We start from the raw sequence: 14521 nt of genomic DNA, 5'->3' as shown, positions 1-14521 counted from the left end.
GTTACTCCTGAATCAGCTCGATCTGGCGCAGCACTTCGGGACCAGCGCCTTCTAGTGCAGGACGTTCAATATCGGCACCTTGTGTCAATTCGTCGATGCGGGCTTGAATCACATCCTGCTGCAGAGTTTGGGTCAATTCGGCGCGAACTTGCTCTAGATCAGGCGCCTCGGACTTGCGTTTGTCGTTCAGCTTGACCACGTGCCAACCGAACTGGGTTTTCACAGGCTCAGATACTTGCTCTTTTTCCAACCCAATCACTGCCGCCTCGAAAGCCGGAACCATTTGGCCGGGTCCAAACCAACCCAGTTCACCACCATTGGGGCCCGATGGGCCGGTAGAATGTTCCTTAGCCAATTCAGCAAAATCGGCGCCGTCGTCCAGTTGGGCTTTTATCTCTTTGGCTTCTTCTTCGGTTTCAACCAGGATGTGGCTGGCGTTGAATTCGTCCGTGCCTTGGAAATCGGCATACTTGGCGTCGTATGCTTCCTGAATCGCTTCATCGGTCAGCTCTTCCTCGATAAGTGCATTCACTGTCTGCACCGCCCGCAAGGAACGACTCTCGTTTTCCAATGCCAATGTGTTCAGTCTGGTCAGGTCTTCCTGCTGTTGTCCGAGCAATTGCTGCTGGATCATCTGGTCGACAATCAGTTCGTAAAGGACGTCGTCTTCGATCTGCTGGTATTGGTCGGGCAAAGTGGCTGCAGTGGCAATAACGTGACCCAATGTGATCTCGTCTCCGTTCACGCGAGCGATCACGGTATCAGCATCAGGTTTGGTTTCGGCGGCCAGTGGCAGGGCCATCACGGCAGCAAATGCCAGTGATGGCAGAAAAGTGAGGCCTTTGGGCATGGAATCATCCTATTTCTTTGCCGCGACCGGGCGCAGCGTTGACACTCTGGAACCTGCCGCTTACATCGCTTTGAAGCCTTGGACAGGGCCGCCTTTCACCCCCCGTATCTATGGGTTGCGCGCAAGGTGGGCAAGCCTGTCGCAACCAAGACAAGAACAGATCCGCTGGAGTGAACATGCTGGGACTCGGAACGCTCGCCAAAAAGGTGTTCGGAACACCGAACGACCGCAAGATCAAGGCGACCCGCCCCCTGATCGAAAAGATCAACGCGCTTGAGCCCGAGTTCGAGAAACTGTCCGATGACGGCCTGATCGAGAAGACTGCCGAACTGCGCAAACGCGCGCTGGATGGTGAAAGCCTGGATGACCTGCTGCCCGAAGCCTTTGCCAACGTCCGCGAAGGTGCCAAGCGCGCGCTGGGTTTGCGTGCGTTTGACGTGCAGTTGATGGGTGGGGCCTTCCTGCATCAAGGCAATATCTCGGAAATGAAAACGGGTGAGGGCAAGACGCTTGTCGCCACCTTCCCCGCTTACTTGAACGCGTTGACCGGTAAGGGCGTGCATGTGGTCACGGTGAACGAATACCTGGCCAAGCGTGACTCGGAGTGGATGGGCAAGGTGTTCGCCGCCGTTGGCATGACCACCGGTGTAATCTGGTCCGGCCAACCCGACGCCGAGAAAAAAGCTGCCTATGCCTGCGACGTGACATATGCCACCAACAATGAGCTTGGGTTCGACTATCTGCGCGACAACATGAAGGCCGAACTGGATCAGATTTACCAGAAATACCACAATTTCGCGATTGTGGATGAGGTCGACTCGATCCTGATCGACGAGGCGCGGACACCTCTAATCATTTCAGGCCCCTCGCAGGACCGCTCGGACCTTTATACCGCGATTGATGCGCTGATCCCCTCGTTGCAGGACGATCACTACACGTTGGACGAAAAGTCCCGCAACGTGACCTTCACTGATGAGGGTAACGAGTTTCTGGAAGAGCAACTGATCGCCGCTGGCCTTATCCCCGAAGGCCATTCGCTGTACGATCCCGAAAGCACAACTGTTGTACACCACGTCAACCAAGGTCTGCGCGCGCACAAGCTGTTTACTCGCGACAAAGACTATATTGTCCGTGACGGCAACGTGGTTCTGATCGACGAATTCACTGGCCGGATGATGCCGGGGCGCCGTTTGTCCGAAGGTCTGCATCAGGCTATCGAAGCCAAGGAAGGCGTCGCGATTCAGCCCGAGAACGTGACGCTGGCCAGTGTGACGTTCCAGAACTACTTCCGCTTGTATGACAAGCTGGGCGGTATGACAGGTACGGCCCTGACCGAGGCTGAAGAGTTTCAGGAAATCTACGGTCTGGGTGTGGTCGAAGTTCCGACCAACAAGCCGATTGCCCGTCTGGACGAAGACGATCAGGTCTATCGTACCGCCGGTGAGAAATACGGCGCGATGATCGCGGAAACCAAAGAAGCACAAGCCAAAGGCCAACCGGTCCTGCTGGGTACCACCTCGATCGAAAAGTCCGAACTTCTGAGTCAGATGCTGCAAAAGGAAGGCATTGAGCACAACGTTCTGAACGCCCGCCAGCACGAGCAAGAAGCCCAGATCGTCGCCGACGCAGGGCGTTTGGGTGCGGTGACCATCGCCACCAACATGGCCGGTCGAGGCACCGACATTCAACTTGGCGGCAATGTGGAAATGAAAGTTCTGCAAGCGCTGGCTGAGAACCCCGAGGCCGACCCGGCGCAGCTGCGCGCCGCGGAAGAGGCACGTCACGCGGAAGAGAAAGAAAAGGTTCTATCCGCCGGTGGACTTTATGTGATGGCATCCGAACGCCACGAAAGCCGTCGCATCGACAACCAGCTGCGGGGCCGTTCGGGCCGTCAAGGCGACCCGGGGCGCACTGTGTTCTACCTTAGCCTCGAAGACGACTTGATGCGTATCTTTGGCTCGGAACGACTAGACAAAGTCCTGACCACATTGGGCATGAAAGAAGGTGAGGCGATCATCCACCCTTGGGTGAACAAGTCGCTGGAACGGGCGCAGTCTAAAGTCGAAGGCCGCAACTTCGACATGCGCAAAAACGTTCTGAAATTCGACGACGTTATGAACGACCAACGGAAAGTGGTGTTCAGCCAACGGCGCGAGATCATGTCGGCGAATGACCTGTCCGAGATTGTCTCGGATATGCGCGAACAGGTGATCGACGATCTGATCGACGAACACATGCCACCGAAATCCTATGCCGATCAGTGGGACACAGATGGGCTGCATGCAGCCGTCAAGGACAAGCTGACAATCGACGCACCCGTTCAGGACTGGGCCGCCGAGGAAGGCGTCGATGACGAACAGGTACGCGAACGTCTGGTAAACGCGGCTGACGAGATGATGGCGCAGAAAGCAGCAGCCTTTGGCCCAGAAAACATGCGAAACATCGAAAAGCAGGTGCTGCTGCAAACCATTGACAGCAAATGGCGCGAGCATCTTCTGACGCTGGAGCATCTGCGTTCGGTCGTTGGCTTCCGCGGTTACGCCCAGCGCGATCCGCTGAACGAATACAAAAACGAGAGCTTCCAGCTGTTCGAAGGCATGCTGGACAGCCTGCGTGAAACCGTTACGCAGCAATTGTCGCGGGTTCGCCCACTGACCGAAGAAGAACAGCGCGAAATGCTGGCACAGATGCAAGCGCAACAGGCGCAAGCGCAGAAAGCTGTCGATCAAGCAGCCGGACAAGCCGAAGCGGTGGCCGAAGCCAAAGCATCAGGCGACGCCCGCCCCGGCTTTGTCGAGGACGACCCAAGTACCTGGGGTAACCCGTCCCGAAATGACCCCTGCCCCTGCGGGTCAGGCAAGAAATTCAAACATTGCCACGGGCGCCTGACCTAACATCACCCGAATTGAGGCACATTGAGTCCACTTCACGGCCACATATTGGCCGTGATTCAAATTCAATATGCGACTCGCTCCTTCAACTGGGGAGGGTGTCTTGTTTGTAATTAAGAACTATGTGACCACCGGCGGCACTGTCGCTTGCGCGCTGGCAATTGGTTACCTGATGCAGAATGAAAATCCGGCTGTGCCCGAAAGCACGCAGGGTTCTGAACGCGTGGCTACTGCAGCCTCAACCATTCCCGGGCTGGAGAGTATTGTTCTGACCTCCTCGACCCCCGCCCGTGCAACAGAACAAGAACCAATAACTCAACGCCAAGTGAAATCTGACCAGTCCACCCCCTCGGACCACGGCGATTGTAGCCTTGGCGCACGAGCCCACGCTGTCCCCGGCGCTGCCGCACGCTTGATTGTCAAAGCCCCCTGTCATGGCAATGAACGCGTCGAAGTGCATCACAGTGGCTTGACTGTGACGCAGATAACAGACGCGAATGGCGTTTTGGATCTGACCATACCGGCCTTATCGGAATACGCGATCTTTCTGATCTCACTTGAAGATCAGAAGGGGACCGTTGCCACCACTCACATCCCCGATATCGGCCAGTATTCCCGTTTCGCCCTGCAATGGCAGGGTGAAACGGACCTTCAAATACACGCCTTGGAATTTGGCGCAAGTTATGGCGACACAGGCCATGTTTCAGCAACATCTGACGCACAGGGCGCAGGCAACGTCGTACACCTTGCGCAGCCCGCATTCAGTGATGCACGCAACATCGAGGTCTATTCTTTCCCATTGGAGCAATCACAGCAATCGGGTTCGATCGAGCTGACGGTCGAGGCTGAAGTGACAGCGGAAAATTGCGGTCAGGACTTAAACGTGCAGTCCCTTGAGTTGAACAGCAATCAGAAACTGCGCTCACGCGAATTGGCACTCAGCTTTCCGGACTGTTCCAGAACAGGTGAGTTTCTGGTGTTGAATAATCTGTTCCAAAACCTGACAATCGCGGCAAACTAAACCGCAGGCAGGCTTGACGTTCCTATGACATTTTTCCGTGCGGCGGCTGCTGCACTCATCTTTGTGACTTTGTCTTCGACTGTTCAGGCGCAAGACATCACACTGACGTCTCATGACGGCCGCGTTGAGGTAACCGGCATATTGCTGGGCTATGACGGCGAATTCTATCGCATCGACACACAATTTGGCGAGCTTACAGTGGACGGCTCAGGTGTCACTTGCGATGGCCCTGCCTGCCCGAACCTGACCGATTTCGTGGCCGAAGTGCGGTTTTCGGGATCCTCGGCCATGGGAGAAAGGGTCCTGCCTGCCCTGTTGATGGGCTTCGCTGAAAAGGAAGGTCTGACCGCCAGGGCCATCAGGTCGGATGGGGTGGCCGCAGTCTACGAATTGCACCAATCGGGACGCGATGCGCCGTTGGGCCGGTTCTTTGTCAATGCTGGCAATACAAGCAGCGGATTTAAAGATCTGATCGAAGGACAAGCTGACGTCGTCATGGCGTTGCGTGAAGTCTTCCCACAGGAACAAGAGATCGCTCAAGCCGCCGGATTGGGCGATCTAACCCACGCGCGCCGATCAAGAGTTGTTGCCTTGGACGCTCTGGTACCCATCGTGGCATCGGATAATTCGATTCCACATATCTCATTGGCTGATCTGGCGATGGTGCTGTCCGGCAAAATTGACAATTGGTCAGCATTGGGCGGGCCGGACGCGCCGATCACGCTGTATCTGCCCGAAACCGGGTCTGGTCTTGCGCAAGCGATTGAGGGGCAATTATTGGTGCCTACCGATGCCTCCATAGCCGAAACTGCTATTCGACACAGCCGCAGCAGCGATCTGGTACAAAATGTGGCCAATGATCCCTTCGCTATCGGCATCGCCAGCCAAGCCGAGGCCAATACGGCGCGCGCTTTGCCCCTTACAGGAGGCTGCGGTCACACGCTGATGGCATCACGGCAGTCTATCAAAACCGAAGATTACCCTCTGACCTCGCCGATGTTCCTCTATCTGCCAGAGCATCGGTTGTCGCGCATTGCTCGCCAATTTCTTGCATATACGCAAAGCGCCGATGCCCAATTGGCAATCCGTGCTGCGGGGTTTGTCGATCAGGAACCAGAAACAATCCCCATCGCGCTGCAAGGGAACCGGCTGGCAAATGCGGTCGCATCAGGCGGCTCAGAAGTTGGCCTGGATGAGCTTCAGCGCCTTATTGCGACGCTAAGACCACTAACCCGGTTGTCCGTGTCCGTCCGATTTGAGACTGGGTCCTCTCGACCAGATGCGCAATCCCGGTCAAATATCCAACAATTGGCCCAACAACTGGAAGCGGGCACGTTGGACGCGCGCAAACTGGTGTTCATCGGCTTCAGCGACGGAGACGGGGCTGCTGCATCCAACAAACAGATCGCCCTTCTGCGCGCCAAAACGGTGCGCAATGCTGTGCTTGCAGCGGTGGAAACTGCAATTCCGGATAGTATCGAACTTGAAGTTGACGCCTTTGGTGAAGCAATGCCCATGGCCTGTGACGACTCCGAATGGGGACGCAAAGTTAACCGTCGCGTTGAGGTCTGGGTGAAGTGATCCTTCAGAGATATCCCTGAGACCGAAAGCTCACCTCAGTCGATTTTCCAATGATCAGGTGATCATGCAGTGTCAGGCCTAATGCCAAGCAGGCATCCTGAATGCGGTTGGTCATTTCGATATCCGATTGTGACGGGGTTGGGTCGCCCGAAGGGTGATTATGCACCAAAATCAGCGCTGATGCATTCAGCTCAAGTGCGCGTTTCGCCACCTCGCGCGGGTACACAGGGACATGATCCACCGTGCCTTTGGCTTGTTCTTCATCCGCAATCAGCACGTTCTTGCGATCCAGATAGAAAACCCGGAACTGCTCGGTCTCGCGATGGGCCATCGTGGTGTGGCAATAGTCCAGCAGCGCGTCCCAACCAGAAATCACGTGCCGCTGCAACACCCGTGCGCGCGCCATACGATGGGCGCAGGCTTCGAGGATTTTCAAGTCGGTTATCACCGTATCCCCAACGCCCTTAATCTGGCGCAGCCGGTCCTCGGGCGCGGTCAGGACCCGGTTGAAATCACCAAATGTATCCATCAACGCCCGCGCCAGCGGTTTTACATCCTGTCTGGGAATGGAGCGGAATAGGACCAGTTCCAGCAGCTCATAATCCGGCATCGCTGCAGACCCGCCAGACATGAACCGTTCTCGCAACCGTTTACGATGATCCTTGATGTAAGACGGCAAACGCCCAGAGGGTAACGGAGTCACCGGGGCTTCGTCACTTTCAAACAACATTGGGGCTTCGGCAAAGGCGTCCTGTGTCATGCGCAAAGACTGGCGCAGAATCAGTTTCTGAAAGGTTAATGCGCCTCACCCGCCATACGGGCAGTGGCACGACGGACGACCATATGCAGTAGGATCGAAAACACTCCCAATGTCAGCATCGCGGCAAACATCAGATCCGTCTTGGCCCTGCCATTGGCCAGCAGCATCAAGTATCCAAGCCCCTGCGAAGACCCCACCCATTCGCCGATAACCGCCCCGATGGGCGCATACACTGCCGCCAAACGCATTCCGGACGCCAATGAAGGCAGCGCCGCCGGTATCCGGATTCGCCACAGTACCGCGTGCCGGTTGGCCTGCATCGTACGCGCCAGATCCAGATAGCCAGACGGTGTCCGCATCAAACCGTCAAAAAACGAGGATGTGATCGGAAAGTAGATGATCAGAACCGCCATAGCGACTTTGGACCACAATCCATAGCCAAGCCAAAGCGTCAGAAGCGGTGCCAACGCAAAGACGGGCAGAGCCTGCGTGAAAACCAGCATCGGCTGCACCAACACCCGCGCAACACGCGAATTGGCAAGTTGCAACGCCGTAATAACGCCCAACAAAGTGCCGCAAGCCAGACCTATCACCACTTCGACCGCGGTGATCCATGTGTGCTCGGCGATCAGCCAACGGTTTTGCCACCACGTCTCGGCCACAAGGGCAGGCCCGGGCAGAATGAACTTTGGCAAGCCAGTGATCCAAACGATCCCTTGCCAAACCGCCAAGGCAAATAAGGTTGCAACAAAAGCCGAAAGGTATTTCATGCCGCCTCTTCCCGCAACAAACGCAGGAGTGCGCCCTGTGTCTCCAAGGTCTCAAGATCGTCCACATGGCGTGGGGCGGCAGCATGAGGGGGTTCGCACCGTGTCAAACCCCGCTGCGTCATCACGACAATCGACTGACCCAACCTCGCAGCTTCACCCGGATCATGAGTCACCAACAAAACCGTACGACCCTGCAAAGCTTCTGCCGCCAAATCCTGCATATCTGCCCGCGTTCGGGCGTCGAGGGCCGAGAAAGGCTCATCCAACAGCACAATTGGACGGTCCTCCATTAATGTACGCGCCAGCGCAACGCGTTGGCGCTGACCACCTGAAAGCTCGGTTGGCTTTTTGGTCATGTGATCCTGCAAGCGCATCCGCTGGATCAGGCGATCGCGGCGGCTCAGGTCGGGCTTCTCGCTACGTAGTCGGGCACCAAGCGAGACATTCTGTGCGACAGTGGCCCAAGGCAGCAGTAAGTCGTTCTGCGCCATATATGCCACGCGGTCCGGGACAGACTGACCATCGCTCGCGGTGATTTTCCCTGTAAAATTTGCGCCGGTTTCCAGCCCGGCGATCAGGCGCAGAACTGTAGTTTTACCAACCCCCGATCCGCCCAGCAGACAGGTCCACTGCCCCGCCTCAAGGGTCAGGGTCAGTTGCGCGAATAAAGGCGTATCACCGATGTTCGCCTGACCGCTGATGGTCAGATCCGGCGCGGGTGTCATGGGGTCAAGCCCATTTGCCAGAAATTGACTTCAAGCTCGGTGGCAGTACGGAATGTGCGACACAGGCGATCCCAACGAGGAGAGACCGTAAAACCCCTCCCAATCCGTCGTGTTAGAGCCGAATCCAGCAATTCTCCAACAGCTGTGCATGCGCCTTGGTAATCTGGGCTCGCATAGGTGTTGATCCAATCGCGGTAGGTCTCCGAAGTCGCTTCGGCAGCCAGACGTTTACCGATCTCACCATAGCCCATAACGCAGGGCGCAAGCGCGACCAGCAGGTCCAGCAGATCGCCGCTATAACCAGCTTCCAGCACAAAGCGGGTGTAAGCCAAGTTTTCGGCCCGCTCTTCGGTTGCATACAGCTCTTCTCCGGTGATGCCTTCAGCCTCGCAGATCCCGATATGCAACTGCATCTCTTCTGCGACCAAAGCGTTGACTGTTGCCACGGCCGTAAGCATTTCCGAATGCGTTTCCGATTTCACCACCGCCAGAGCCCAGGCGCGTGAAAAGTGAATGAGGAACACGTAGTCCTGCCGCAGATAATGCAGGAACGCCTCTCGCGGCAGTGTTCCGTCCTTCATCCCTTCGACAAAGGCGTGGCGGGTGTAATCCCGCCACGGTCCCTGCGCGGCATCGCGCATCAGCGCGAACGCATTGCCATAGTCGCTCATTGCACGGTCACGTCTATTGCGATGTCGCTGACAGGATTGATGCTGTCGATCATGCCGCTGTCTTTCAGGAACGCTTCAAACCGGGCATAGCGGCCGGCGTCAAACCCTGCGGGTCGCAGCGCAAAACGGGGCAATGTGTCGACCCAGGCACGGGCATTCAATTCATCCTGCAACTCGGGCGAAGTAGCAGCAAAAATCTCCCAACTTTTCTTGGGGTTGTTCACAATGAACTGGGTCGCCTTCTCTGTTGCTGCCAGAAAGCGTGCAACCTTTTCAGCATCCATGGTTTCGGGATTGGCGACATAGATCAGTTCGTCATAGGGCGGAACGCCCTCTTCCTCGATATAAAAGCAACGGCCCGCGACACCCTCGATATCCATCTGGTTCAGTTCGAAATTGCGGAAAGCGCCAATGACGGCGTCCACCTGTCCGCTCATCAACGACGGCGACAGCGAAAAGTTCACGTTGATCATCTCGATATCGTCCAGCGCAACGTCATGCGTGTTCAGCATTGCTGAAAGAACAGCCTCTTCTACACCTGCAACTGAGAATCCAACCTTCTTGTCCTTGAGGTCGGCCAGCGTTTCGATCGGGCCATCCTCAAGCACCAAAAGACAGTTCAGCGGCGTCGCGACCAAAGTTCCAACCCGTTTGAGCGGCAACCCTTCATGGATTTGCAGGTGCAGTTGCGGTTGATAGGACACGGCCAAATCGGCCTGACCGGCGGCAACCAGACGCGGCGGGGCCGAAGGGTCAGCTGGCGGGATGATTTCAACCTCCAACCCCTCGTCTGCGAAGTAGCCGTTTTCCTGCGCCACAATGATCGGGCCGTGGTCGGGGTTGATGAACCAGTCCAGCAGAACTGTCATCTTGTCTTCGGCCCAGGCTGGCGCGGCGGCCAGCAGGGCGATGGCTGTCATCAGCTTTCTCATATCTCGCGTTTCCTTTTCAATCACGAAGTTGAGGCCGCGACGAGAACAATCTCGCCTGACCAATACGGTTCAATCTGTTCGGCAGCACGCCAAGCGCGCAGGCCAGTTGCGCAGCAAAGAGCCAACTTTTTATCTTTGTTAGGCTCTGTTTTTAGTTGCTCTACGGACATTCTGCGCGCGTGCGGGTGAAGCGGTTCTTGTGCCTCATCCTTGCCCCGCAACTCAACAATCACATCGTTGGAATCCAACTGAGATGCGGTAGCAAAAGAAAAAAAGCTCTCAGGTTCAGGGGCGCCATCAAAGCGAAAGCTAGAGCTGCAAAGGGTTCGTCCATCAAACCGCACCATCTGACCCAGAGGCGAAGGCCCAAGACCCATTATCAGCGCAAGCGCCATCTGTGCCTGCATCGCACCGATCATTCCAACAATCGGACCTAAAACGCCGGCTGTGTCGCAACTTGCTCCGCTGTCCGGTGCATCCGGGAACACTGCGCGCAGCGAAGGTGCACCGCCGCAAAACCCTCCGACGTAGCCAGACATGCCCAATGCCGATGCGCTGATCAGTGGTTTACCTAACGCCCTGCAAGTATCAGAAAGTGTATAGCTTGCTGCATAGCTGTCGGCGCAATCAAGAATGACATCGGAATTGGCGACAAGATCGGCTGCATTTACGCTTGTTACAGCCTGCTTTAGGGCGGTTATCTTCACTTCAGGGTTTAACGCTTGGCAGCGCTCAGCCGCAACGTCAGCTTTGGGTCGACCGCAGTCGGCTTCTGCGAACAAGGTCTGTCGATGCAGGTTAGACAGGGCGACTACGTCCCGATCGACAATTGTCAGGTACCCCACACCGGCCCCTGCCAATAACGGCAACACCGGCGCGGCTAACCCCCCTGCCCCCACTACCAAAACCCGGGCTGCGGCTAGGCGCGCCTGGCCACCTGCACCCACTTCTGGCAAGATTGTCTGGCGAGCATAGCGGGTCATCGCGTGACCTCGATCCATTCACGCACCCGGGCTTCTGGCCTTGCGTTCAGCGTAATATCAGTGACAACCGAAACGATATCCGCGCCGGCTTGCAGCACACCGGGGGCGCGTTCGACGCTCATCCCACCGATAGCGACTAAAGGGATGTCCCCAATCCGTTCTTTCCATTCGGAAACCTTCGGCAGGCCTTGCTGTTCCCATTTCATCTTTTTCAGGATGGTCGGATAAACAGGACCCAAGGCAACATAGTCCGGTTTCATTGCAAGAACCCTTTCAAGTTCGTCGTCGTCATGGGTTGAGACACCTAACTTTAATCCGGCTTTTCGAATTGCCTTCAGGTCGGCGGTATCCAAATCCTCCTGCCCTAGATGGACCCAGTCGCAGCCCGCATCGATGGCTGCCTGCCAGTGGTCATTCACGACCAATACGGCGTCGTGTTCGCGGCACATCGCTTGAGAATGGATAATCTGTTCACGCACCGCTGTGTCGGGCTGATCCTTGATGCGCAACTGCACCAGCTTTACCCCCAAGGGCAGCATCCGGCGCAACCAGTCCGAGTGATCGAAGATCGGGTAGAATTTGTCGAGGATCATGACAAAAACGCCTTTCCGATCACCGGGGTGGATGGTTCGGCCATATCGCGGGCTTCGATTGGGTCCGCCTGATGGCCCAACTGCCCCGCTTCAACGGCCAGTGCCATGGCCTTCGCCATAGCCACGGGGTCGCCCGCGCGCGACACAGCCGTGTTGAGAAGTACGCCGTCAAACCCCAACTCCATCGCCCGCGACGCATGGCTGGGCAGGCCGATACCCGCATCAATCACCAAAGGCACATCGGGGAACTCTGCCCGCATGGAACGCAAGGCGTATTCATTGTTCAGCCCACGGCCTGAGCCTATGGGCGCGCCCCAAGGCATCAATACCTCGCAGCCAGCCGCTAGTAACCGCTCCGCTACAATCAGATCATCGGTGGTGTAGGGGAAAACTTGGAACCCATCCTCGATTAGGATACGCGCAGCTTCGACCAGTTGAAACACATCCGGTTGCAGGCTGTCGGTGTGGCCGATCAGTTCCAACTTGATCCATTTTGTGCCAAACACCTCTCGCGCCATATGAGCGGTCGTAACAGCCTCTTTCACCGTATGACAACCGGCGGTGTTGGGCAGAACCAGCACACCCAGATCCCGGATCATCTGCCAAAATGTCTGGCCAGCGCCCGATTCACGCCGCAGGGACACAGTGGCCACGCCAGCCCTGCTTTCACGAAAGGCCTGTTCCAGAATGACGGGGCTGGGATATTGCGCAGTGCCCAACATCAACGGGTTGGGCAGTTCTGTGCCGTAGAAGGTCCTCACGATCAGCCCCCCTGCATCGGCGACAGGACCTCAACTCGGTCGCCATCGTTCAATGCGTGGCTGATACGAAGGCTCGACGGTATGAAGTCTTCGTTTACAGCCGTCGCAACACGGCCAGAGAACCCGAATTCCTCCAACAGGTCCGAAAGAACCTCGGAACGCGCCTCGCAAGGCGCGCCATTAAGCACGATCTTCATCAACTAACTCCGAATGTTTGTTGTCCAGCGCCAAGTCAGCCACACCTTGCGCCAAAGCGGGCGCCAAGAGATATCCGTGGCGAAACAGGCCGTTTGCGTAGATTGTCCGCCCTAACCGCCGAATGCGCGGAAGGTTGTCGGGAAAAGCCGGACGCAGGTCGACGCCGATCTCCAACACCTCGGCTTCACCAAACGCCGGGTTCAGTGCGTAAGCGGCGCTGAGCAGCTCTAACATTGAGCGCGCGGTGATGCGGCTGCTGTCTTCGCTTTCTATCATCGTCGCACCCAGCATGTAGACGCCATCCCCGCGCGGCACGATGTAGAGCGGCATCCGGGGGTGCAGCAGGCGAACGGGCCGGGTTAACACCACGTCCGGGCAACGGATCACCAGCATTTCACCCTTCACCCCGCGCAGGTCATGTAACACTTCACACGCATGCAAACCCCGGCAGTCAATCGCATTGTCCAGCCGCGTTGGGGCGAGTTTACGATGAAAGACAACGCCCTGCGCCGTTAGATTACGATGAAGATCGCTCAGCGCCTGACGTGGGTTCAAATGGGCCTCATCGGCAAAAAGCAAGCCTTTGGTAAATCCATTTAGTTCAGGCTCTAAATCGTGGATTTTTGCTTGGTCTACTTCGCTGAAGCCACAGGTTCGACGTGAAAACCACCGCAAATCAGGAAGGTCTCTGGGGTTGGCAACAACCAATGTTCCGCGCCGGTCAACGTGGGTCCTGGCAGCCCACCAGTCCAACGCCTGCTGCCCCAGTCGCAACACCGGTTCTTCAGCATTTTCAAACTCGCACCACGGGGCCAACATACCGCCTGCCCACCACGAACATCCGTGTGGACCCGGAGGACCACCTGGATCGAACACCTCAACCTTAGCACCACGCGAAACAAGCTCACTGGCTACGGCCAATCCGGCGACGCCGGAACCTATCACCGACCAGACCGTCATGCGGGCCAAACCCGGTGGAAATGATGTACTGGCCCATGCCCTCGCCCGATCCCTAATCCATCTGCCAACGCAATAGCGCCTTGCAGGTAGTCATGTGCATGCGAGACTGCGTCGGACAATTCTAATCCCCGCGCCAACCCTGCCGCTATTGAAGAGGACAATGTGCAACCAGTACCGTGCGTGTTGCGCGTGCTGCGTCGTGGGGCTGTGTACTCGGCAATTTGTCCCGAGCCATCGACCAAAAGGTCGTGGCAGATGTCGCCACGCCCGTGCCCCCCCTTCATAAGCACGGCTTTCGCGCCCAACTCACAAAGCGCCTGTCCCTGTTCGATCATTTGATCCGGGGTGCCGGCTTCGGAAATGCCAAGCAAACATGCCGCTTCAGGCAGATTGGGTGTCAGCACAGTTGCGCTGGGCAACAAGACGTCGCGCAAAACCTGTACCGCATCCGACGCCAACAGTGCATCGCCCGACTTGGCGATCATCACCGGGTCCAGCACAATAGGACCTTCGAATCCCGCGACACTTTCCGCGACAGTTTGAATAATGTCCGGGGTCGCCAGCATGCCGATCTTGATTGCACTCACATCCAGATCGGTCAGAACCGCGTCAATCTGGGCAGAAACTACATTCAAAGGTATCCCATGAACCGCCGTAACTGCTTGGGTATTCTGCGCGGTCACTGCAGTTACGACGCTGGCGCCGTACACACCCAAAGCGGACATCGCCTTGAGATCCGCCTGAATTCCAGCCCCGCCGCCACTGTCCGAGCCGGCAATTGTCAGGGCAATATGCGCCATATCGTTGCTCCATCTTCTAGGGGCA

The 14521-nt window shown here is 56.8% G+C and carries 15 protein-coding genes; 3 read left to right on the top strand and 12 right to left on the bottom strand.

Features of this window, described 5'->3' with window-relative positions:
• Position 1: 1 nt before the first annotated feature.
• The gene (locus tag ACR0L3_RS11540; RefSeq protein WP_480745872.1) at positions 2 to 850 is read right to left on the bottom strand and encodes a peptidylprolyl isomerase; all 849 of its coding nucleotides are present in this window, start codon (positions 848 to 850) and stop codon (positions 2 to 4) included.
• 176 nt (positions 851 to 1026) lie between these two features.
• Between ACR0L3_RS11540 and secA the strand changes: the two genes are divergently transcribed.
• The 3 genes from secA (at position 1027) to ACR0L3_RS11525 (ending at position 6343) form a co-directional block, all read left to right on the top strand.
• Positions 1027 to 3744, top strand: coding sequence for a preprotein translocase subunit SecA (gene secA / locus ACR0L3_RS11535; protein WP_480745871.1), 2718 nt, complete (start codon positions 1027 to 1029; stop codon positions 3742 to 3744).
• Between the two features lie 100 nt (positions 3745 to 3844).
• A complete protein-coding gene (locus tag ACR0L3_RS11530) occupies positions 3845 to 4762 on the top strand; it encodes a hypothetical protein (RefSeq protein ID WP_480745870.1) in 918 nt (305 codons plus the stop codon).
• Positions 4763 to 4786: 24 nt separating this feature from the next.
• Complete coding sequence (locus ACR0L3_RS11525; protein ID WP_480745869.1) at positions 4787 to 6343, top strand: phosphate ABC transporter substrate-binding/OmpA family protein; 1557 nt, start codon at positions 4787 to 4789, stop codon at positions 6341 to 6343.
• A gap of 4 nt (positions 6344 to 6347) precedes the next feature.
• Here ACR0L3_RS11525 and radC read toward each other — a convergent pair whose 3' ends face one another.
• From radC to thiD, 11 genes are read right to left on the bottom strand one after another with little or no spacing between them, the layout of a single operon-like run.
• On the bottom strand, positions 6348 to 7103 hold the full coding sequence (gene radC / locus ACR0L3_RS11520; protein ID WP_480745867.1) for a RadC family protein: 756 nt from the start codon (positions 7101 to 7103) through the stop codon (positions 6348 to 6350).
• A 35-nt stretch (positions 7104 to 7138) separates the two neighbouring features.
• Complete coding sequence (locus ACR0L3_RS11515) at positions 7139 to 7873, bottom strand: ABC transporter permease (RefSeq protein WP_480745866.1); 735 nt, start codon at positions 7871 to 7873, stop codon at positions 7139 to 7141.
• Complete coding sequence (locus ACR0L3_RS11510; protein WP_480745865.1) at positions 7870 to 8598, bottom strand: ABC transporter ATP-binding protein; 729 nt, start codon at positions 8596 to 8598, stop codon at positions 7870 to 7872. The genes ACR0L3_RS11515 and ACR0L3_RS11510 overlap by 4 nt, the downstream gene beginning before the upstream one ends.
• Positions 8595 to 9269 (bottom strand): thiaminase II, encoded by a 675-nt coding sequence (gene tenA, locus ACR0L3_RS11505; protein WP_480745864.1) that lies wholly within the window; start codon positions 9267 to 9269, stop codon positions 8595 to 8597. Before tenA ends, ACR0L3_RS11510 begins: the two co-directional genes overlap by 4 nt.
• Positions 9266 to 10201 carry an ABC transporter substrate-binding protein gene (locus ACR0L3_RS11500; protein WP_480745863.1) on the bottom strand — a complete coding sequence of 312 codons (936 nt, stop codon included), beginning with the start codon at positions 10199 to 10201 and terminating at the stop codon, positions 9266 to 9268. Before ACR0L3_RS11500 ends, tenA begins: the two co-directional genes overlap by 4 nt.
• Positions 10202 to 10221: 20 nt before the next feature.
• Positions 10222 to 11184 (bottom strand): ThiF family adenylyltransferase, encoded by a 963-nt coding sequence (locus ACR0L3_RS11495; RefSeq protein ID WP_480746105.1) that lies wholly within the window; start codon positions 11182 to 11184, stop codon positions 10222 to 10224.
• Positions 11181 to 11777, bottom strand: a complete 597-nt coding sequence (locus ACR0L3_RS11490) for a thiamine phosphate synthase (protein ID WP_480745862.1) — start codon at positions 11775 to 11777, stop codon at positions 11181 to 11183. Before ACR0L3_RS11490 ends, ACR0L3_RS11495 begins: the two co-directional genes overlap by 4 nt.
• Positions 11774 to 12538 carry a thiazole synthase gene (locus ACR0L3_RS11485; protein ID WP_480745861.1) on the bottom strand — a complete coding sequence of 255 codons (765 nt, stop codon included), beginning with the start codon at positions 12536 to 12538 and terminating at the stop codon, positions 11774 to 11776. The genes ACR0L3_RS11490 and ACR0L3_RS11485 overlap by 4 nt, the downstream gene beginning before the upstream one ends.
• Before the next feature lie 2 nt (positions 12539 to 12540).
• On the bottom strand, positions 12541 to 12735 hold the full coding sequence (gene thiS / locus ACR0L3_RS11480) for a sulfur carrier protein ThiS (protein WP_480745860.1): 195 nt from the start codon (positions 12733 to 12735) through the stop codon (positions 12541 to 12543).
• On the bottom strand, positions 12719 to 13696 hold the full coding sequence (locus tag ACR0L3_RS11475; protein WP_480745859.1) for an FAD-dependent oxidoreductase: 978 nt from the start codon (positions 13694 to 13696) through the stop codon (positions 12719 to 12721). Before ACR0L3_RS11475 ends, thiS begins: the two co-directional genes overlap by 17 nt.
• On the bottom strand, positions 13693 to 14496 hold the full coding sequence (thiD, locus tag ACR0L3_RS11470) for a bifunctional hydroxymethylpyrimidine kinase/phosphomethylpyrimidine kinase (protein WP_480745858.1): 804 nt from the start codon (positions 14494 to 14496) through the stop codon (positions 13693 to 13695). Before thiD ends, ACR0L3_RS11475 begins: the two co-directional genes overlap by 4 nt.
• Between the last annotated feature and the right edge of the window lie 25 nt (positions 14497 to 14521).

This window comes from Ruegeria sp. CK1 (genome assembly GCF_056536545.1).
Note: the sequence above shows the minus strand (reverse complement) of the source record. Positions and strands in the feature narration are given on the sequence as shown.